This is a genomic window from Mycolicibacterium neoaurum ATCC 25795, from assembly GCF_000691525.1.
In the GTDB taxonomy this organism is placed as follows: Bacteria; Actinomycetota; Actinomycetes; order Mycobacteriales; family Mycobacteriaceae; genus Mycobacterium; species Mycobacterium neoaurum.
Genome location: NZ_JMDW01000012.1, coordinates 1 through 20,618 on the forward strand (window position 1 = coordinate 1; position 20,618 = coordinate 20,618).

The window sequence follows — 20,618 nt, forward strand, 5'->3', positions numbered from 1 at the left end:
ACAAACAAAAACCACCAAACACACTATTGAGTTCTCAAACAACAGACCAGATTGTAGTGAAGCCATCCGTTTCGGGGCAACCCTGCCAGCTTAAACTATCTTGTCTGGCGAGTCAAGCTTCTCTGTCTCGCGTCTCCGCGGCGACTTCAAAAGATTAGAACTTTGTGCCTTTGGAAGTCAAATCCGCTGGTCAGAGCCATAATGTCGCGCTCGACCGGTCTCTTACGAGTGTACCCGCTCGATCCCGGCGCCCAAGCTGACCAGGTTTTCGACGAACATCGGATAGCCGCGGTCGATGTGATAGACGTCGTGCACCTCGGTCTCGCCGTCGGCCACCAGGCCGGCGAGCACCAAACCGGCCCCGGCCCGGATATCCGATGCCCACACCGGGGCGCTGGACAACTGCGGGATCCCGCGCACCACCGCATGGTGGCCGTCGGTCCGCGCATCGGCTCCGAGCCGGATCATCTCCTCCACGAAACGGAACCGCGCCTCGAACACGTTCTCGGTGATCATCGAGGTGCCATCGGCGATACAGGCCAGCCCGATCGCCATCGGCTGCAGATCGGTCGGGAATCCGGGGAACGGCAAGGTCGCCACGTTCACCGCCTTGGGCCGTTCGTACTGCACGACCCGGAAGCCATTGTCGTTCTGGGTGACCGTCGCCCCCGCATCGTGCAGCTTGTGCAACACGAGCTGCAGATGCGCGGGATCTACCCCGGTCACCGAGATGTCCCCCCGGGTCATCGCGGCGGCGATCCCCCAGGTGGCGGCGACGATGCGATCTCCGATCACCCGATGCTCCGTCGGATACAGCCGGTCCACCCCGGTGATCGTCAAGGTCGACGACCCCGCACCGGAGACCTGTGCACCCATCTGGTTGAGCATCATGCAGATATCGGCGATATCTGGCTCGCGCGCCGCGTTGTGGATGGTGGTCACGCCCTCGGCGAGCACCGCCGCCATGAGGATGTTCTCGGTCGCCCCCACCGACGGGAACTCGAGCTGGATCTCGGCGCCGCGCAGATGGTCGGCTTCGGCAACGACGCAGCCGTGCTCGATATTGCACCGCGCACCGAGTTGGCGCAGGCCGGCCTGGTGCATATCCAGGGGCCGCGATCCGATGGCGTCACCACCTGGCAGCGCTACCCTGGCCCGTCGGCCACGCCCCACCAGCGGACCCAGTACACAGACCGACGCACGGAACTGTCGCACCGCAGCGAAATCCGCGTCGTATTTGACCTCGTCTGGCGAGGTGATCCGCACGGTCGAACCGTCCAGTTCGACGGTGGCACCCAGTCCCCTGAGCACCTCCGCCATCAACGGCACATCCAGGATGTCCGGACAGTTGGTGATCGTGCTGGTGCCCTCGGCCAACAGCGCGGCCGCCATCAGTTTCAGGACACTGTTCTTTGCTCCCCCGACGGCGACCTCGCCAGATAACCGGCTTCCGCCCGTCACCACGAAACGATCGCTCACGCGGTCAGTGTAAGCAGACGATGACCCAGTTTCAGAACGCTGCAGCCGAGACCGGCCGGTACCGTTTAGCCATGGCTGTGCACCTGACCCGCATCTACACCCGGACCGGAGACGACGGCACCACCGGCTTGAGTGATTTCAGCCGGGTCTCGAAGAACGACGCCCGGCTGGAGGCCTACGCCGATTGTGACGAGGCCAACGCGGCGATCGGTGTCGCGGTGTCGCTGGGCCAACCCGACGACCGGCTCCGGGACGTCCTGCTGCAGATCCAGAACGATCTGTTCGATGCCGGCGCGGATCTGTCGACACCGGTCGTCGAGAATCCGGAGTATCCACCGTTGCGGGTGCGGCAGGACTACATCGACCGGTTGGAGGGGTGGTGCGATGAGTTCAACGAGGGCCTGCCGAATTTGGACTCGTTCATCTTGCCCGGTGGAACTCCGCTGTCGGCACTGCTACACGTGGCAAGGACGGTGACGCGTCGGGCCGAGCGTGCTGCCTGGCGTGCGGTCGACGAGCACGGCGATTCGGTCAACGTGTTGCCGGCGAAGTATCTCAACCGGCTCTCCGATCTGCTGTTCATCCTCTCGCGGGTGGCCAATCCGGCCGGTGACGTCAAGTGGCAGCCGGGCGGTCAGCGCGCCTAGTTGCGGCGCCGCGCCCGTGGCGACGGTCGTGACTCCAGCCACGAGGTGAATGCGGTCAATGCGCCGCGATCAAGCGCGATCTCGAACCCTCGATCGCTGTCGCGCAACTCCAGCACCGCGATCTCGTCGCTCATGATGTCGAACTCGTCACCACGTGGGGATCGGCGCGACACCACTTCCAGGCCCAGCCGGCTCAACCGCCGGTCCGGCCACCAGCGCGCACTCGAGAGTCGATAGAACTCCGCCTCCGACTCCCGGTAGCGCAGCACCCCGTGGCGCCAACCATGGCCGCCGTAGGCGGGAAAATCGCGAAGGATGGCGGCGGTGCCGCCGACCTGCCGCAGCTTCCACAGCCGATAGCCGAGCGCGGCGACGGCAAGCAGCAAAACGCCGACGAGCGCGACCATGAACACCATGGACGCGCTCATCGGCGTTGCCTACTAGTCGATCTGGCCGACAGCGCGTAGCCGGGCACGGCCCCACGCCGCGGTGGCTTCGTCGTCGGACTCGGAATCCCGCTTGGCGGCGTCGGCATCGATCTCCGACTCGAACTGTGCGTTCTCCACCAGCAGGCTGACCCCGCCCTCGGTCACCGACAGGAATCCCCCGTCGACCGCGATGCGCAGGTCATCCTCGCCCTCGCGCTCGACGCGCACCATCGCGTCGTCGACCAACTGAGCCACCAGCGGAATGTGCCGCGGCAGGATGCCGATCTCGCCCGCGGTGGTGCGGGTGAAGACGAAAGTCGCCTTGCCGGACCACAGCTTGCGCTCGACGGCGACGATCTCGACGTCAAGTTCAGCCATTGGACACCACCTTTCGGATCAGCCGTACCTGCATCACAGCTTGGCGCCGAGGGTTTCTGCCTTCTTCGCCAGGTCGTCGAGACCACCGATGAGGAAGAACGCCTGCTCGGGTAGGTGATCGAACTCGCCCTTGGCCAGCTTGTCGAAGGCCTCGATGGTCTCCTTGAGCGGAACGGTCGAACCCGGCTGGCCGGTGAACTGCTCGGCCGCCATCATGTTCTGGCTCAGGAAGCGCTCGATCTTGCGGGCGCGGTACACCAACACCTTGTCCTCTTCGGAAAGCTCATCGATACCGAGGATGGCGATGATGTCCTGGAGATCCTTGTAGCGCTGCAGGATCCGGATGACTTCCTGGGCAACCCGGTAGTGCTCGTCGCCGACCACGCTGGGGTGCAGGATCGTCGAGGACGATGCCAGCGGATCCACCGCGGGGAAGATGCCCTTGGAGAACACCGCACGCGAGAGCTCGGTGGTGGCGTCGAGGTGGGCGAACGTGGTGGCAGGCGCTGGGTCGGTGTAGTCGTCGGCGGGCACGTACACGGCCTGCATCGAGGTGATCGAGCGACCACGGGTCGAGGTGATGCGCTCCTGCAGCTCACCCATCTCGTCGGCCAGCGTCGGCTGGTAACCCACGGCCGAAGGCATCCGACCGAGCAGGGTCGAGACCTCGGAACCGGCCTGGGTGAACCGGAAGATGTTGTCGATGAACAGCAGCACGTCCTGGCCCTGCTCATCGCGGAAGAACTCCGCCATGGTCAGTGCCGACAGGGCCACGCGCATACGGGTGCCCGGCGGCTCGTCCATCTGGCCGAACACCAAGGCGGTGTCCTTGAGCACGTTGGCGTCCGCGAGCTCGACCCACAGGTCGTTACCCTCACGGGTGCGCTCCCCCACGCCGGCGAACACCGAGGTGCCACCGAAGTTACGGGCGATGCGGTTGATCATCTCCTGGATCAGAACGGTCTTGCCGACGCCGGCGCCACCGAACAGGGCGATCTTTCCACCACGCACGTACGGCGTGAGCAGGTCGACGACCTTCAGACCGGTCTCCAGCATCTCGGTGCGGGGCTCCAGGTCGGCGAAGGCCGGCGGCTTGCGGTGGATGGACCAGTGCTCGAAGTCCTTGCCGTAGCCCGGCTCATCGAGGCAGTCGCCGAGGGCGTTGAACACATGGCCCTTGACGCCGTCGCCGACGGGCACCGAGATCGACGCACCGGTGTCGGTGACTTCCTGGCCACGGACCAGGCCGTCGGTGGGCTGCATGGAGATGCAGCGGACCAGGCTCTCGCCGAGGTGCTGGGCGACCTCGAGGGTCAGGGTCTTGGCCAGCGCGCCGAAGGTGATCTCGGCGTGCAGGGCGTTGAGCAGTCCGGGCACGGCGCCACGCGGGAACTCGACGTCGACCACGGGGCCCGTGATGCGGACAACGCGACCCGTCGTGGTCTTGGTCTCTACGGCAGTCATATCTCTTCTTCGCTTTCGCTCTTACGTCGGCCTATTTGGCGTCGGCCAGCGCGTTGGCGCCACCGACGATCTCGCTGATTTCCTGGGTGATCTGCGCCTGACGCTCGCGGTTGGCCGCCAACGTGAGTGCCTTGATCAGATCGTCGGCGTTGTCGGTGGCCGACTTCATGGCGCGCCGGCGCGACGCCGACTCCGAGGCAGCCGCCTCCAGCAGTGCGGCGTACACGCGGGTGGCGATGTAGCGCGGCAGCAGGGCGTCGAACAGCGTCTCGGCGTTCGGTTCGAAGGAGAACAGCGTGCGCGGGCCGTCCTCGGGCTCCTCGTCCCCCACGTACTCGACGACCATCGGGGCGACCCGCAGTGCCACCGCGGTCTGCGACAGCATCGAGCGGAACTCGGTCGACACGATGTGGATCTCGTCGACGCCGAGAACACCGTCGGCGCCGGCGCCGTCCTCGTCATCGTCGGCGCCCGACATGAACGCCGTCACCAGGGTGTCGGCGATCTCCTTGGCGTGCTCATAGGTCGGACGCTCGGAGAAGCCGGTCCACGACTCGGCGACATTGCGCTGGCGGAAGTTGTAGTAGCCCAACGCCTTCCGCCCGATGACGTAGAGCACCGGATCCTTGCCCTCGTCACGCAGCAGCGAGAACAGTTCCTCGGCGCGACGCAGCACGTTGGCGTTGTACCCACCGCACAGACCGCGATCCGAGGACACCACCAGCACGGCGGCCCGCTTCGGGTTGTCCCGCGGCACGAGCAGCGGGTGGTCCAGCGCGCTGGCACTGGCCAGCTCGGTGAGCATGTTGGTGATCTCGGTGCTGTAGGGCCGGGCCGCGTCGACCCGGGCCTGCGCCTTGGCGATCCGCGACGTGGCGATCAGTTCCTGGGCCTTCGTGATCTTCTTGATCGACGAAGCGGATTTGATACGTCCGCGTAGCTCGCGCAGTGTGGCTGCCATTGGTTACCTAGGCCTTCTTGGGAGCAGGCTTACGGACCTTGACCGATTCCTTCTCCAGGTCCTCGGGATCCAGAGCTTCGGAGTCGGCCTCGTTGACGACGACGGAGCTACCGTCGGTCGCCGAGAAGCCCTTCTTGAAGTCGTTGATGACGCTGACCAGCTTCTGCTCGGCCTCCTCGGAGAGCTTCTTGGTCTCCCGAATGCCGTCGAGGATGTCGGAGTGGCTGGCCTTCACGTGCTCGAGCAGCTCGTCGACGAAGCGCGAAACGTCCTCGGCGGGAACCGAATCGAGGTGGCCCTGAGTACCGAGGAAGATGGCGACAACCTGGTCCTCGACGGCCAGCGGGCTGTACTGGGGCTGCTTGAGCAGCTCGACCAGGCGCACACCGCGGTCCAGCTGCGCCTTGGAGGCCGCATCCAGATCGGAGGCGAAGGCCGCGAAGGCCTCCAGCTCGCGGTACTGCGACAGGTCCAGACGCAGCGAACCCGCAACCTCTTTCATCGCCTTGATCTGCGCAGCGCCACCGACACGGGACACCGACACACCGACGTTGACGGCCGGTCGCACACCCTGGTTGAACAGGTCGGACTCCAGGAAGCACTGACCGTCGGTGATCGAGATGACGTTGGTCGGGATGAACGCCGAGATGTCGTTGGCCTTGGTCTCGATGATCGGCAGCCCGGTCATCGAACCACCACCGAGCTCATCGGACAGCTTGGCGCAACGCTCCAGCAGGCGGGAGTGCAGGTAGAACACGTCACCGGGGAACGCCTCGCGGCCCGGCGGACGACGCAGCAGCAGCGAGATGGCGCGGTAGGCGTCGGCCTGCTTGGACAGATCGTCGAAGACGATCAGGACGTGCTTGCCGTCGTACATCCAGTGCTGGCCGATGGCCGAACCGGTGTAGGGCGCCAGCCATTTGAAGCCGGCGGGATCGGAGGCCGGGGCCGCGACGATGGTGGTGTACTCCATCGCGCCGCCCTCTTCCAGCGCACGCTTGACCGAGGCGATCGTGGTGCCCTTCTGGCCGATCGCGACGTACACGCAGCGCACCTGCTGCTGCGGGTCACCGGTCTCCCATGCCTGACGCTGGTTCAGGATGGTGTCGACGCAGACCGCGGTCTTGCCGGTCTTGCGGTCGCCGATGATCAGCTGACGCTGGCCGCGGCCGATCGGGGTCATCGCGTCGATGGCCTTGATACCGGTCTGCAGCGGCTCGCCGACGCCCTGGCGCTGCACGACCGAGGGGGCCTGCAGTTCAAGTTCGCGGCGGGTGTCCGAGGCGATATCGCCCTGGCCGTCGATCGGCTGCCCGAGCGGGTTGACCACACGACCCAGGAAGGCGTCGCCGACCGGAACCGAGAGAACCTCGCCGGTGCGCTTGACCTGCTGGCCCTCTTCGATCTTGTTGAACTCGCCCAGGATCACGGCACCGACGCTGTGCTCGTCGAGGTTGAGCGCCACGCCCAGCACGCCGCCCTCGAATTCGAGCAGCTCCTGGGTCATGACCGAGGGCAGGCCCTCGACGTGGGCGATGCCGTCACCGGCATCGACAACGGTGCCGACCTCTTCCCGCTCGGTGTCGGCGGAAAACGAGGATACGTAGTCCTCGATGGCACCTTCGATATCAGAAGCGGAGATTGTCAACTCTGCCATGGTTTTTCGTCTTCCTACCTTTGATCTGGGTGATAAGTCTTCTGGATCAGTCCGGCAGCTGGGTCTGCGCTGCAGCCAAGCGGGACGCGATGGAACCGTCGATCACCTCGTCACCGACGGTGATCGACAGACCACCGAGCAGTTCCGGATCGACATGCAGTTGCACGGACACCGGGTGCCCGTAGATGCGGGTCAGCACGGCGGTGAGCCGCTCTTGCTGCGCATCGGTCAGGTCCGCGGCGGCACTGACATGCGCGACGATCTCACCGCGGCGGGCGACCGCCAGCTCGGCGAGATCGATGACGGCCTCGTCGGCACGCTCGCCACGCAGCAGCGTCACCGTCTGGGCCAGCAGTGCAGCCGCAGTGGAGTTGCTCGCGTCTCCGACGACCTTGTCCAGCAGCGCGACTCGACCGTCGGCAGGAGCCGTGTAATCGCTGAGCAGCGCGCTCAAGCGCGGCTCGGTGTCCAGGACGCGACCGAAGCGGAACAGGTGATCCTCGACCTCGTCGACCTCACCGGCGACGCCGGCGCGCTGGAGCAGGGCCAGCCGAGCGATGTGCTCGATACCGTCGATCAGGTTGGCCTCGGTGGACCAGCGCTGTGCGACTGCGGTGCGGACGAGCTTGAGAGCCGGGTCGCCGATCTTGCCGGCCAGCAGCCTGTCGGCGAGTGCCAGCTTCGCCGTCGGGTTGTCGGTCGGTTCGGCCAGATGCTTCTTCAACGTCGACTCGCCGAGCAGCAACTTGGCGACCGCGGTCAGATCATCGGCCAGTGTTGTCAGACCGTTGGAATCCAGACCGCTTGCCACCGAATCGAATTCGGAGACCAGCTCGGCCAGGGCCGCACGGCTGGCGGCCCGCAGACCCACCGTCATGCCGGTCTCGAAGTTGACTTCCGAGGGAGCCATCTGGTCGAGATCGTCGAGGAAGCGGTCGACCGTGGCTGCCTGCGCGGCCGGGTCGGCGACATGGGCGCGAACCAGTTCGGCTGCCTTGGTCACGGCTTCCTCACCGAGGCCCATCCGCAGCTCGCGGACGACCTGCTGGCGCAGCAAGTGCACCTGCTGGCCGCCCTGGGCCTTGATGCGCTCGGCATCCTGGACGGCCTGTTCGGCCAGCTGCGCCTTGATCCGCTCGGAGTCGTGGCGTGCCTCGTCGGTGACGTGGTTGGACTCGGCGGCGGCGTCGGCGAGCGCCTTGGCGTGCATCGCATCGGCATCAGCGAGCTTCTTTGCCGCCTCGGCACTTTCGGCAAGGGCGACGCGGATGGCCTCCTGCTGCTTGACCATCAGCCCCTTGATCAGGGGAACCACCCATTTGCTGAGGATGAACACGATGACGGCAAAGCCGATCAGCTGTCCGATGAATATCGACATCTACCTATTTCCGTCCCGAATTCACGTCGACGCCGAGGATGCGGCTGGCCAGGGCGGCCGAGAGGCCATCCACTGACGAGGACAACTCGGCTTGAGCAGCGGTGCCCTGTTGGGACAGCTGCTCATTGGCCTGGCGTACCGTCTCGGCGACCTCTCCGCTGGCCTCGGCGCGCTTGGCGTCGACGACCTGGCGGCCCTCATTGCGTGCCTCGTCCCGAAGAGCCGATGCCTCGGCGCGTGCGCCGGCCATCGCCTCCTGGTAGTCGGCCTGCGCAGCAGCCACCTGTTCGGCGGATTTGCGGCTGTCGGCCGCGGTCTTGGCCAGCATGGCCTCGCGCTCGGCCAACACCTTGCTGATCGGCGGCACCACCCACTTCCAGATCACGCCGAGCGTGATCAGGAAGATGAGCAGCACTGCGAAGAAGGTGCCGTTGGGGAGCAGGAAGTTACTGGTCCCCCCGCCCTCTTCGGCCGCGAGAATGGTCGTGGTGACTTCACCCATGTGGCAGGTTCTTAACCCTGGAGGCCGGGCGTGGCGAAGACGAACAGCGCCATGAAGGCCAGGTTGATGAAGTAGGCGGCCTCGACCAGACCGACGGTGATGAAGAACGGCGTGAACAGCCGGCCCTGCGCCTCGGGCTGGCGGGCAATGCCCGAGATCAGCGCGTTACCGGCGATACCGTCACCGATACCGGCGCCGATGGCACCGCCACCCATGATCAGACCGCCACCGATCAGAGCGCCAGCAGTGATGATGGCGTTGGGATCGAGTTCCATTACTTTCTTCCTCCTTGTAACTGGCGACGGTGCCACCAGGACTGCTTCATTTGGGTCGTGCCGGTCTAGTTAGTGCGCGTGCTCTTTGGAGTCGTGGTCATCGTGAACTTCCATCGCCTGGCTGAAGTAGAGAATGGTCAGCAGGCTGAAGATGAAGGCCTGGATGAGGCCGACGAAAAGGTCGAACGTCTTCCAGATGGCGTTGGGCGCCCACTGGATGTACCAGGGGAACATCGCGATCAGGCCCACCAGGATGCCGCCGGCGAAGATGTTGCCGAAAAGACGGAGGGCCAGCGAGATCGGCTTGGCGATCTCTTCGACGATGTTGATCGGCGCCAGGAAGGCCACGTGCCCCTTCACGACGGCCACCGGGTGACCGACGATGCCGCGACGCCATACGCCAGCTGCGTGGTAGCAGATGAACACGAACAGGGCCAGCGCCAGCACGAAGTTGATATCCGAGGCCGGCGGCTTGTAGATCTCGCCTGCCGCACCGTCGGATCCGCCGTACTGCCACGGGAACACGGCCAGCCAGTTCGAGATCAGGATGAACGCGAACAGCGTCACGGCCAGCGGTAGGACGAACGGCGCGATCTTCATGCCGATCGAACTCTCGATCTGCTGGCGCATCTGGATGGTCAGGGCCTCCCAGAACAGCTGCACGCCTCCGGGGACACCGGTCGAGGTGACCTTGGAGCGCAGATAGAACGCCAACCCGATGATGATCAGCGCCGTGATGGCGGTGGCCATGATCGTGTCGCCGTTGAAGGTCATGCCGAAGAGTTCGAACACCATGACGTGGTGTCCGACGTGGATGGCGGCGCCACCGTCTTCGGCGGCGAGAATGGTTTCAGTCATGCCCGTGCGCTCAGCCCTTCGAATCCGATGCAGGGACGTCTTCGACGTCCAAACCGTTGGCGCGGATCTTCCGCAGTACCGGGATGCTGGTGCTCATCACCAACAACGCCTGGAAGATCGCCAGCCCGAACAGCACGGCGATACCGCCGTGACCCTTGAAAAAGATTGCGATCGCCAGTCCGACCGCCGTGATGACCAACAGACGCGTGGCGGAGTTTACGGCCATCTTCTTCTTCAGCGGATGGTCTTCCATCGTGATCGACTCGACGGCCCGGCGCACCAAGAGCGCGTTGAGCAAACCGAGTCCGAGTCCGACTCCGAAGAAGACGCCGAAGAAGATGTGACCGACGAAGCCGGCTGCGGTGACGGCCAGCGCGGTGAGGGCGACGCACACCACCAGCAGACGCACCGGACGGAAAGCGACTGAGGGGAACACCAAGGGCGCATCATGCGCTGGTGTCGTCACCTGGTTCACCTCAATCCCGCGGCGTCGAGGGGCGTGGTCGTCTGGTCCGTCAATAACACTGAAAACTGCAAAATCCCTGTGCGTGCCCGCCGAGAATATCGGAGGGCAGCAGGCTCGCTGAACTCACCCAAGGGGAAGCTCCCTTTGTCGGTCGTGTATCGGCACCGATCGGTCTGCTCAACCGATGGGCCGGGCCGGCAACCCGCGAGGTTTTTCGGGTTATGAGGCGAACGGTACCACAAGGTAGGAGGCACAAAAACAGGCCTACTACTTTTCGTCGTACACCGGCGTTCACGGCTCCTCTATCGGACTGTTGCGGCCCCGGAGCAACGGAATCACGGTGACCACTCCGGCGACGATGATCGCGGCGAGCATCACCGCGCCGGTGTGGCGGGGGTCGAAGAAGATCGTGCTCGCGGCGCCGAGGGCGACGATGCCGACCCACATGTAGATCAACAACACCACGCGGCGATGCGAGTGGCCGATCTGCAGTAGTCGATGGTGCAGATGCATCTTGTCGGGGCTGAACGGGCTCTTGCCCGCCCTGGTGCGGCGCACGATGGCCAGCAGCATGTCCAGCGCGGGAACGAACATCACCGCGACCACGAGCAGGAACGGCGAAAGCAACGCGAAGACGTCCCGGGCACCGTAGGCGTTCTGCGATATCGGGCCCGCCGCCGTCGTCGATGCGGCGGCCAGCATCAGACCGATCAGCATCGAGCCCGAGTCACCCATGAAGATCTTGGCGCGATGAAAGTTGTGCGGCAAAAAGCCAAGACAGGCCCCGGCAAGCACCACCGAGATCATCGCCGGCGGGTAGAACAACACGTCACCGCCGTGATCGCGCAGCAGCCCCACCGAGAAGATGCAGATCGCCAGCGCCGTGATCAGCCCGAGACCGGCCGCCAACCCGTCCAGACCGTCGACGAAGTTCATCGCGTTGACGATCGAGACCGTCAGCGCCAACGTCAGCAGGATCGAGGTGACCTGGTCGAGCACGATCGTGCCGACACCGCCGAACGGGATGTAGAGCACGCTCCAGGCCACACCCATCGTGACCAGGACACTGGCCGCGGTGATCTGACCGGCGAACTTGGTCAGCGCATCGAGGCCCCACCGATCGTCGATCAGACCGACGACCATGATGAGGCCACCGGCGACGACGACGGCCGGCATGCCGGTGGAGTAGACGAAACCCCGGTTCAACGCCGGCAGTTGGGAGGCCAGCAACACCGCGGCCACCACCCCGATGTACATCGCCAGCCCGCCCATCCGCGGGGTCGGCTTGACGTGCACATCGCGCGTCCGCGGGTAAGCGACCGCGCCGATCCTGGTCGCCAGCACCCGCGCCCAACCGGTCGCGAAGTAGGTGATGATCGCCGCGGTCAGACCCACCAGCGCGAGCTCGCGCAGGGGTACGCCGGCACCGCGGTCCGACAGTGCCAGCAGTCCGTCAGCCAGCAGTCGGTCAGCCAGCAGAACCATCGGCGTCCTCGGGTGCGAGGGCGGCCGCGTCGATACCGAGCACGCGGGCGATGTCGGCGACCGGGACCGGACCTTCGCGCAGCACCCGCGGCTCCGGCCCGGACACATCGACGATGGTCGAAGCGGCGCCCTGCGGCGACGGCCCGGCATCCAGGTAGACCTCGACCCGGTCGGCCAGCTGTGCCTGTGCGTCGGCGGCGGTGAGCGCGGCCGGGAAACCCGAGACGTTGGCGCTCGACACCGCCATCGGTCCGACCTCACGCAGCAGGTCGATGGCCACCGGATGCAACGGCATGCGCAGCATCACGGTGCCGTTGGCGTCACCGAGATCCCACTGCAGTGACGGCGCGTGTCGGACCACCAGGCTCAACGCCCCGGGCCAGAAGGCCTGGATCAGCTCGCGTGCCGCGGGCGGCACGGCGTAGACCAGCCCGTCGATGGTGTGCCAGGACCCGACCAGCACGCCGACCGGCATATCGCGACCGCGGTTCTTGGCCGCCAGCAGGGCGCCCACCGCGGCGTTGTCGAAGGCGTCCGCGCCGATCCCGTAGACGGTGTCGGTGGGCATCACGACCAGCCGCCCGCCCTTGGCCGCGCTGATCGCCGAGGCCAGACCGCTGGCTCGCTGGTCGGGATCGGAGCAGTCGAAGGTTGCGCTCATGACGTTCAGCTTCTCACCGCGGTCACGAAACGCGGACGGCCGGTCAGGTCGCGGCGCGCCGTGATGCCGTCGAAAGCCCCGCGTCTGGCGAAAACGTCGGCGGTGGCCGTCGATGTGGTGTCGTCATGCTCGACGCCGATCTGCCCGCCCGGACGCAACAGCCGCGCGGCCAGCCCGACGATCGGCACGATGACATCCATCCCGTCCGGGCCACCGAACAACGCTTGGTGCGGATCGTGTTCGGCGACTTCGGGTTCCAGGACGGCACCGTCGGGAATGTAGGGCGGGTTGGCGACGATCAGCTCGACGGTTCCGTCGAGTTCGGCGAGCAGACCCGGCTGCCGCACGTCGGCATGTACCAGCTCCACCCCGGAACCTTCGGTGTTCATCCGGGCGTAGCGCAGCGCCTCCTGCGAACGCTCCACTGCGATGACTCGGGCGTCGGGACGGTGTGCGGCCAACGCCAGCGCCAACGCCCCCGACCCGGTACAGAGATCCACGATCACGCCATCGTCCGACACGGGCACGGTATGCGCCCATTCCAGCAGGGCCTCGGTCTCGGGCCGCGGGATGAAGACCCCCGGGCCCACGGTCAGCGTCACCGGACCGAAGGCCGCGGTACCGATCAGGTGTTGCAGCGGGACGCGGCGCGCCCGCTGGTCGATGAGGCCGCGGTACCGCGGTGCGAAATCTGCGTCCGGCTCGACGAACGAGAGCAGTCCGCGGTCCACGCCGGCGATGTGGGCGGCCAGCTGTTCGGCATCGGCACGCGCCGAGTCGATCCCGGCGGCCGCCAGGATGGCGGCACCGTCGGTGATCTCCCGCCGCAGTCCGCTCATCGGATCACGCCTGTTGGAGTCGGGCCTGCTTATCGGCGGCGGCCAGGGCGTCGAGCAGCGCATCCATGTCCCCGTCGAGCACCTGGTCGAGGTTGTGCGACTTGAAGTTGATGCGGTGATCGGCGATGCGGTTCTCGGGGAAGTTGTAGGTGCGGATCCGCTCGCTGCGGTCGACGGTGCGGATCTGGCTGGCTCGGTCGGCCGAGGCGTCGGCGGAGGCCTGCTCCTCGGCCAGCGCCTGCAGTCGTGCGGCCAGCACCACCATGGCGCGGGCCTTGTTCTGCAACTGGCTGCGCTCGTTCTGGCAGGTGACCACGATGCCGGTGGGCAGGTGGGTGATGCGTACCGCCGAGTCGGTGGTGTTGACGCCCTGACCACCCTTACCGGAGCTGCGGTAGACGTCGATGCGCAGGTCGGACTCGTCGATCTGCACCGCCTCGACGTCTTCGGGCTCGGGGTAGACGAGCACGCCGGCGGCCGAGGTATGCACCCGGCCCTGCGATTCGGTGACGGGCACCCGCTGCACACGGTGCACGCCGCCCTCGAATTTCATCCGCGACCAGACACCGTCTGCGGAGTCGCCCTTGCTTGCGATCGTGATGGTGGCGTCCTTGTATCCACCGAGGTCCGACCATGTCTCGTCGAGCACGGTGACCGTCCAGCCGTGCCGCTCGGCATAGCGGATGTACATCCGGGCCAGGTCGGCGGCGAACAGCGCAGACTCCTCGCCGCCTTCACCGGATTTCACCTCGAGCACGACATCGTCGGCATCGTGCGGATCGCGCGGGGCGAGCAAATCGGTCAGCTTGGCGTCCAGCTCGGCGACGGTCTTTTCCAGTTCCGGCACCTCGGCGGCGAACGTCTCGTCCTCGCCCGCCAGCTCACGGGCGGCCTCCAGGTCGCCGCGGGCGGCCTCCAGCTTGCGATGGGTCGACACGATCGGCGAGACCTGGGCGAAACGACGCCCGACTTTGCGGGCGGCACCGGCGTCGGCGTGCAGCGCCGGGTCGGCGAGTTGGCGCTCGAGGTCGGCGTGCTCGGCGAGCAACGCCTCGATCATGGGCGCGGTGTCAGTCACCGGCAAACCTCCCTACAAACGCAGATCGGCGCCCGACCTGACACGTGGACAGGAACGGGCGCCGATCGGACAACTAGTTCTCGGCTGCGGCCTTCGTGTTGCGCTTGCCGTAGCGCTTCTCGAAGCGGGCGACGCGGCCGCCGCTGTCGAGGATCTTCTGCTTGCCGGTGTAGAACGGGTGGCACTGCGAGCAGACCTCGACCACGATGTGGCCACTGTCCTTGGTGCTGCGGGTGGTGAAGCTGTTACCGCAACCGCAGACCACGGTGGTCTCGGCATAGTTGGGATGGATACCCGATTTCATGGTTTTCCTCTTCAATCGTTGGCCGCCGGGTCGCCCGAGCCCAGACCTGGGAGTCTTCGAACGTGAACCGGAACCGAGGGTCGACGGTCCATTATGCCAGGTCAACCGCCAGTTGCGAAAACGCGTGACCAGCGACAACTATTCCCGGCCCAGCGGCACGTAGGTCGAGCCCTCACGACGCCAGATGAGACGCCCCTGCGGATCGGTGCCGAGCGCCACCAGCTCGCGCTTGAGGATCTTGTTGGTTGCGGTGCTGGGCAGGTCCTCGGCGATCCAGACATACCGCGGGCGTGCCTTGGTGGACAGGTCGGACTGCGCGGCGAGGAACTCGGCGAAGTCGTCCGGGGTGAGCTCGGCGCCATCCTGCAGGACGATGGCGGCCATCACCTGATCGCCGACATACTCGTCGGGCACCGGGTACACCGCGACGCGGTTGGCCTGCGGCAGCCGCAGCAGGATCCGCTCGATCGGTGCGGCGGTCAGATTCTCCCCGTCCACCCGCATCCAGTCGGCGGTTCGCCCGGCCAGGTAGATCCAGCCCTCGGCATCCCGGTAGGCCAGATCTCCCGACCAGTAGATACCGCCCCGCAGGCGTTCGTCGGTCGCGGCCCGGTCGTTGTAATAGCCGCGGAACAGGCCGCTGCCGGTCGTGTTGACCAGCTCGCCGGTGGCGGCATCGGCGTTGACCAGCAAGCCGGCGGCGTCGAACTGCGCCACCTCACATTCCTGCGCGGTGTCCGGGTCGTAGATCGCCACGCCGGGAAAACCCTGCCCGATCGATCCCGGCGGGGTGTCCTCGGGGCGGGTGATGATGATGGCCGTCTCGGTCGACCCGAAACCGTCCCACACCGTGCAGCCGAAACGTCGCCCGAAGGCCTCGATATCGCGGTCGGCGGCCTCGTTACCGAAGGCGATGCGCAACGGATTGTCCGCATCATCGGGCTGTTCGGCTGTCGCCAGGATGTAGGCCAGCGGCTTTCCGACGTAGTTCATGTAGGTGGCGCCGTAGCGACGGATATCGCGCAGGAACGCCGATGCCGAGAACGTGGCGGGTGCCATTGCGGCCCCGGCGCCGACGGCCACGCTCCAGCCCGCGTAGACCGCGTTGGAGTGGAACAGCGGCATCGCCAGGTAACAGGTGTCCCCCGGGCCCAGTCCGTACCGCTGGACCAACGCACCGCCGGCGAACAGCACGGTCGAGTGCGGCACCTCGACGGCCTTGGGCTCACCGCTGGTGCCCGAGGTGAAGATCATCATGAAGGTGTCGTCGGGGGCGACCTCGCGGTGTGGGCGCAGCGCGGGGGCGACGGCCAGTCGTTTCGACCACTGTTCGTCGGTGACGTCGTAGACGGTGACCCCGGGCAGGTCGACACCGTCGAGCAGGCCGCGGTGGTCGGCGTCGGTCAACAGGATCTGGGTGTCCACCTTGGCGATATCGCGGGCCAAGGCCGCTCCACGGCGGGTGGTGTTGAGTCCGCACAGCACGTATCCGCCCAGGCCGGCCGCGGCCAGCGCGGTGAGCATGGGCGGGGCGTTGCCCAGCAGCGCGGCGACGTGCAGGGGGCGCTTGGGGTCGGCGGCGGCGATGACGGCGGCAGCCTGACGACCGGCATCCTCGATGTGCGTGCGCCAGCTGATGGTGGTGTCGGCGTGCTTGACGGCGGTGCCGTCATCATCGGCCCTGCTGCGCAGCAGTTGCTGCAGTGTCTCCGCCATGCGCCGGCACCCTCCGCTTGTGGACAGATTTTGCTAACTGTCTACCACCGCCGACCTGCCCCGCGATACTGATGGGGTTCTTGGCAGAATGCAGCACAACGTGTGCTAATCCGATGACCGATCTCGAGGAGACCACCCTTGCCGACCGCCACGGCCACCGTTCGCGACCGCCTGATCGACGCGGCCGAGGTCTGCCTGCGCGCCAAGGGCATCCGGGCCACCACGGTGTCCGAGGTCGCCGAGACCGCCGGGGTCTCTCGCGGCTGGTTGTACCGCCACTTCCCGGACAAGGTGACGCTGCTCGGTGCGGCGATCGTGCGCCTCAACGAGGTCTACTGGTCACAGGCGCACGCCGTGCTCGCGTCGGTGGAGGGCTTAGACCAGCAGATCGTGGCGGGGATCCGGCATGGCCGCACCGCCTACGACGATCCGGGCGCGCTGCTGATGAAGCTGCGGATCGCCGAGCCCGAAGAGTTCGCGGCATGTGCGGGAGCCGGCGTACAGGGGCTGGTGCCGGACCTGGCCGGGTTCTGGTCGCGCTATCTGGTCGCCGCCCGCGATGCCGGCGAGATCCATCCGGATGTCGTCATCGAGGAAGCATCGGAATGGGTTGCGCGCGTAGTAATTTCGATGGCGACAGTGCCCGGGGACACGCTGGATCCGAAAGATCCCGCCCAGCTGCTCACGCACGTCCGCCGCTACGTGATCCCGGCATTGAAGGCCGATCCGAACGTCTGAGAAACGACTTCGGCGCGGTCACGCTCGCTGAGCGAGCGTTTCCGCGCCGAAATCGTCGGGGCTGGATCAGTCGTTGTCCATGCCACCCGGGGTGGTCTTGGACACCTGGACCAGGAACTCGTAGTTGGTCTTGGTCTTGCGCAGCTGGCTCATCAGCAGGTCGATGGCCTGATGACTGTCGAGACCGGACAGCACGCGGCGCAGCTTGTGCACGATCGCGAACTCGTCGGCTCCGAGCAGCAGTTCGTCCTTGCGGGTGCCCGACGGGTTGACGTCGACGGCCGGGAACACGCGACGCTCGGCGATCTTGCGGTCCAGCTTGAGCTCGGCGTTACCGGTGCCCTTGAACTCCTCGAAGATCACGGTGTCGCCGGTGGAGCCGGTCTCGACCATCGCGGTGGCGATGATCGTCAGCGAACCGCCGTGCTCGATGTTGCGGGCCGCACCCAGGAACCGCTTGGGCGGGTACAGCGCGGTCGAGTCGACACCACCGGACAGGATGCGGCCCGACGCCGGCGACGCATTGTTGTAGGCGCGGCCCAGGCGGGTGATCGAGTCGAGCAGCACCACGACGTCCTTGCCCTGCTCGACAAGGCGCTTGGCCCGCTCGATGGCCAGCTCGGCGGCTTGGGTGTGATCTGACGGCGGGCGGTCGAAGGTGGAGGCGATGACCTCACCCTTGACCGAGCGCTGCATATCGGTGACCTCTTCGGGGCGCTCGTCGACGAGCACGACCATGAGGTGACATTCGGGGTTGTTCTGGGTGATCGCGTTCGCGATGTCCTGCATGATCGTGGTCTTACCGGCCTTGGGCGGTGACACGATCAGGGCGCGCTGCCCCTTGCCGATCGGCATGATCAGGTCGATCACGCGGGTGGTCAGCCGATCCGGTGTGGTCTCCAGGCGCAGCCGCTGATTGGGGTAGAGCGGCGTCAGCTTGGTGAAATCGGGTCGGTTCTTGGCGTTCTCGACCGGTCCGCCGTTGACGGTGTCCAGCCGGACCAGCGGGTTGAACTTCTGCCGCGGGTTGTTGCCACCGCTGTTCTCCCCCTCGCGGGCGACGCGCACCGCACCGGTGACAGCGTCACCGCGGCGCAGGCCGTTCTTGCGGACCATGTTCATGGAGACGTAGACGTCGTTGGGTCCGGCCAGATAACCCGAGGTCCGGACGAACGCGTAGTTGTCGAGCACGTCGAGAATGCCGGCCACGGGCTGGACGACATCGTCCTCGCGCAGTTCGGTGTCGCGGTCGCCGCCGCCCTGGCCGCCGCCCTCGCCGCCACCGGAGCGCTCGCCGCGTCGCCTGCGATCCCGGAACCGCCGACCACGACGGCCACCGCGGCCCTCGTCATCGTCGGCATTGTTTTGGTTGTTGTTGTTCTGGTTGTTGGCGTTGTTCTGGTTGCCGCCGCCGCTGTTGTTGGCGTTGCGGTTCTGGTTGCCGTCCTGCTGGTCGGCGCTCTCGCTGCGGTTGGAGTTGTCGCGGTTCGCGTTCTCGGTGCGGTTGGAGTTGTCGCGACCCGAGTTGTCGTTGCGGTTGCCCTGCTGGGCACCGCCGGACTTGGCGCTGTCGGCCTCGCCGCCCTTGTCTGTGTTGCCCTTGGCTTCCTTGTTATCGCCGGCGTCCCCGTCCTGGCGGTTGTCCGGCGCACCGGACTGGCGGCCGGCGCTGCGGCGTTCACGACGCTGCGGGCTCTGCTGCGGGGCGTCGCCGCTCTGGCCGGCGTCCGCGGCGGCGGGCTGCTCAGGGGCCGAATCGAGCGTCGGCTGCTCCACCGGAGCGGCCTTGGGCGTCTTCTCCGCCTTCTCGGCGGGTGCAGCCTTCGCGCCGACGGACTCGCCGCGCTGCTCCTTGATGGCGGCGATCAGATCACTCTTGCGCATGCCCGAGGTGCCCTTGACACCTACTTCGCTGGCCAGTGCCCGCAAGTCCGGGAGCAGCATCGACGTCAGCGAGCCGGAACGGCTGCGGCTGGCGCCTGCGCTCGGCGCGGCACTGGACGAGTTCACGGCTTCCGAGGGCGCACTGCCGCTGTCGGCTGCCGTGATGAGGTCCGTATCAGTCACGGATTTCCTTTCTTTCCCCCGCATATGGCGTTGCGCGAGGGGTTCCCCGAAGGTCAGCTGCGCTCGGCCATGCGGCCAGGCGCGTGGTTTCTCGCGATGCCACCGCCACGTGCGCGACGGCGATCGTCAGGGTCGGCCGAGGTACGGCAGACCATGAGTCCACGAGTGAAACACGAGAAGATTGGAGGTCGTCCTAGTGTCGGCGCAGGTAGAAACGCTGCGATTGCTGGACGAAAGCGAGAATAACCCGCATCTGGCGCGGTTGCAAGAAGCGCGACAGTTTGCGTGTTGTCTCGACCGTTACGTCCCTGAACTCCACCGTACGCCGTCGCCGGCGGACATCTCGGTCACGGTGAACCCGTTGGCGGCGCCGTAGTCCAGCGCTTCCGCCGGCAGATCGCGACCATCGGTCAACGCGATCACCGCAGGTCCGGCACCGGATAACACCGCTGCCACACCACAACGCCGGAGCACGGCGAGGTATTCCGCGGAGGCGGGCATCGCCGGGCCACGCTGGGCCTGGTGCAGGCGATCGCCCGTCGCCTCCAACAGCAGGTCCGGCCGCTGGGTCAGGGCCACCACCAACATCGCCGCGCGCGCCACATTGAAACGCGCGTCGGTGTGGCTCACCTCATCGGGCAGCAGACCGCGGGTCGCCGCGGTCGACGACCGGGTTTCCGGGACCGCGGGAAACAACCGGATATCCGGGTGTAGCTGCAATTGCGCCGCGTCGTAGCGGACGGGGTCGCTTCCGTCGACGGTCCACGACACCACTGCCCCGCCGAGAACGGCGGCCGCGGCGTTGTCGGGGTGGCCCTCGAACTCCGAGGACAGTTGCACCAACTGGTCACGGGTCAGTTCCGATGAACCCGCTTGGGCGGCAAAACCGTTGGCGATCGCGAGACCGCCGACCACCGCAGCCGCAGAGGAACCGAGCCCCCGCGAATGCGGAATGACGTTGCGGCACAACACCTTTATCCCTCCGGCATGCAAACCTGCCGCATCGAGGCCGCGCCGGATCGCCCGCACCACCAAGTGGTCGGCATCCAGCGGGACATGCCCGGCGCCCTGCCCTTCGACATCGACGACCAACCCGGAATCGGTTGTCTCGACTTCGATTTCGTCATACAGACTCAGCGCGAGACCCAGGCTGTCGAACCCCGGGCCCAAATTGGCGCTGGACGCTGCGACGACGGCTCCGGCCCGCAGACCAGAGGGCAGGGTGTGGGACACGTCA

General features: G+C 66.4%; 21 protein-coding genes. 2 read left to right on the forward strand and 19 right to left on the reverse strand.

The window, feature by feature from the left end; all coding sequences use genetic code 11:
- Window positions 1-222: 222 nt before the first annotated feature.
- On the reverse strand, window positions 223-1,479 hold the full coding sequence (murA, locus tag IC40_RS0117670) for a UDP-N-acetylglucosamine 1-carboxyvinyltransferase (RefSeq protein WP_030136026.1): 1,257 nt from the start codon (window positions 1,477-1,479) through the stop codon (window positions 223-225).
- Window positions 1,480-1,550: 71 nt separating this feature from the next.
- Between murA and IC40_RS0117675 the strand changes: the two genes are divergently transcribed.
- Window positions 1,551-2,126: a cob(I)yrinic acid a,c-diamide adenosyltransferase gene (locus IC40_RS0117675; protein ID WP_030136027.1), complete on the forward strand. Its 576-nt coding sequence runs from the start codon at window positions 1,551-1,553 to the stop codon at window positions 2,124-2,126.
- On the opposite strand, the gene IC40_RS0117680 is transcribed toward IC40_RS0117675, so the two are convergent.
- From IC40_RS0117680 to fadD1, 16 genes are all read right to left on the reverse strand, one after another.
- Window positions 2,123-2,554, reverse strand: coding sequence for a DUF2550 domain-containing protein (locus IC40_RS0117680; protein ID WP_030136028.1), 432 nt, complete (start codon window positions 2,552-2,554; stop codon window positions 2,123-2,125). The two genes, IC40_RS0117675 and IC40_RS0117680, sit on opposite strands and share 4 nt — an antisense overlap.
- Window positions 2,555-2,566: 12 nt before the next feature.
- Window positions 2,567-2,932 (reverse strand): F0F1 ATP synthase subunit epsilon, encoded by a 366-nt coding sequence (locus tag IC40_RS0117685; protein ID WP_030136029.1) that lies wholly within the window; start codon window positions 2,930-2,932, stop codon window positions 2,567-2,569.
- Between the two features lie 33 nt (window positions 2,933-2,965).
- Window positions 2,966-4,396 (reverse strand): F0F1 ATP synthase subunit beta, encoded by a 1,431-nt coding sequence (gene atpD, locus IC40_RS0117690; RefSeq protein ID WP_030136030.1) that lies wholly within the window; start codon window positions 4,394-4,396, stop codon window positions 2,966-2,968.
- Between the two features lie 31 nt (window positions 4,397-4,427).
- Window positions 4,428-5,357: a F0F1 ATP synthase subunit gamma gene (locus IC40_RS0117695; RefSeq protein WP_019512443.1), complete on the reverse strand. Its 930-nt coding sequence runs from the start codon at window positions 5,355-5,357 to the stop codon at window positions 4,428-4,430.
- A gap of 7 nt (window positions 5,358-5,364) precedes the next feature.
- Window positions 5,365-7,014 carry a F0F1 ATP synthase subunit alpha gene (gene atpA, locus IC40_RS0117700; protein ID WP_030136031.1) on the reverse strand — a complete coding sequence of 550 codons (1,650 nt, stop codon included), beginning with the start codon at window positions 7,012-7,014 and terminating at the stop codon, window positions 5,365-5,367.
- A 46-nt stretch (window positions 7,015-7,060) separates the two neighbouring features.
- The gene (locus IC40_RS0117705) at window positions 7,061-8,392 is read right to left on the reverse strand and encodes a F0F1 ATP synthase subunit B/delta (RefSeq protein WP_030136032.1); all 1,332 of its coding nucleotides are present in this window, start codon (window positions 8,390-8,392) and stop codon (window positions 7,061-7,063) included.
- A 4-nt stretch (window positions 8,393-8,396) separates the two neighbouring features.
- On the reverse strand, window positions 8,397-8,894 hold the full coding sequence (locus IC40_RS0117710) for a F0F1 ATP synthase subunit B (protein WP_030136033.1): 498 nt from the start codon (window positions 8,892-8,894) through the stop codon (window positions 8,397-8,399).
- An 11-nt stretch (window positions 8,895-8,905) separates the two neighbouring features.
- A complete protein-coding gene (locus IC40_RS0117715) occupies window positions 8,906-9,169 on the reverse strand; it encodes a F0F1 ATP synthase subunit C (protein ID WP_019512447.1) in 264 nt (87 codons plus the stop codon).
- Window positions 9,170-9,238: 69 nt separating this feature from the next.
- The gene (gene atpB / locus IC40_RS0117720; RefSeq protein WP_030136034.1) at window positions 9,239-10,027 is read right to left on the reverse strand and encodes a F0F1 ATP synthase subunit A; all 789 of its coding nucleotides are present in this window, start codon (window positions 10,025-10,027) and stop codon (window positions 9,239-9,241) included.
- Window positions 10,028-10,037: 10 nt separating this feature from the next.
- Window positions 10,038-10,493: an ATP synthase subunit I gene (locus IC40_RS0117725; RefSeq protein ID WP_030136035.1), complete on the reverse strand. Its 456-nt coding sequence runs from the start codon at window positions 10,491-10,493 to the stop codon at window positions 10,038-10,040.
- Between the two features lie 291 nt (window positions 10,494-10,784).
- A complete protein-coding gene (locus IC40_RS0117730; protein WP_030136036.1) occupies window positions 10,785-11,978 on the reverse strand; it encodes a glycosyltransferase family 4 protein in 1,194 nt (397 codons plus the stop codon).
- The gene (locus IC40_RS0117735; protein ID WP_030136037.1) at window positions 11,962-12,639 is read right to left on the reverse strand and encodes an L-threonylcarbamoyladenylate synthase; all 678 of its coding nucleotides are present in this window, start codon (window positions 12,637-12,639) and stop codon (window positions 11,962-11,964) included. The genes IC40_RS0117730 and IC40_RS0117735 overlap by 17 nt, the downstream gene beginning before the upstream one ends.
- Window positions 12,640-12,644: 5 nt before the next feature.
- Window positions 12,645-13,478, reverse strand: coding sequence for a peptide chain release factor N(5)-glutamine methyltransferase (prmC, locus tag IC40_RS0117740; protein ID WP_030136038.1), 834 nt, complete (start codon window positions 13,476-13,478; stop codon window positions 12,645-12,647).
- 4 nt (window positions 13,479-13,482) lie between these two features.
- Window positions 13,483-14,556, reverse strand: coding sequence for a peptide chain release factor 1 (gene prfA, locus IC40_RS0117745; RefSeq protein ID WP_030136039.1), 1,074 nt, complete (start codon window positions 14,554-14,556; stop codon window positions 13,483-13,485).
- A gap of 73 nt (window positions 14,557-14,629) precedes the next feature.
- Entirely contained in the window at window positions 14,630-14,860 is a 231-nt protein-coding gene (gene rpmE, locus IC40_RS0117750; RefSeq protein WP_019512454.1) for a 50S ribosomal protein L31, read from the reverse strand.
- 138 nt (window positions 14,861-14,998) lie between these two features.
- On the reverse strand, window positions 14,999-16,576 hold the full coding sequence (gene fadD1 / locus IC40_RS0117755; RefSeq protein ID WP_030136040.1) for a fatty-acid--CoA ligase FadD1: 1,578 nt from the start codon (window positions 16,574-16,576) through the stop codon (window positions 14,999-15,001).
- Window positions 16,577-16,714: 138 nt separating this feature from the next.
- Between fadD1 and IC40_RS0117760 the strand changes: the two genes are divergently transcribed.
- Entirely contained in the window at window positions 16,715-17,314 is a 600-nt protein-coding gene (locus tag IC40_RS0117760; protein ID WP_030136041.1) for a TetR/AcrR family transcriptional regulator, read from the forward strand.
- 66 nt (window positions 17,315-17,380) lie between these two features.
- Here the strand turns inward: IC40_RS0117760 and rho are convergent, their stop codons facing one another.
- The gene (gene rho / locus IC40_RS0117765) at window positions 17,381-19,381 is read right to left on the reverse strand and encodes a transcription termination factor Rho (RefSeq protein ID WP_030136042.1); all 2,001 of its coding nucleotides are present in this window, start codon (window positions 19,379-19,381) and stop codon (window positions 17,381-17,383) included.
- Window positions 19,382-19,681: 300 nt separating this feature from the next.
- On the reverse strand, window positions 19,682-20,614 hold the full coding sequence (gene thrB, locus IC40_RS0117770; RefSeq protein WP_030136043.1) for a homoserine kinase: 933 nt from the start codon (window positions 20,612-20,614) through the stop codon (window positions 19,682-19,684).
- Window positions 20,615-20,618 lie beyond the last annotated feature (4 nt).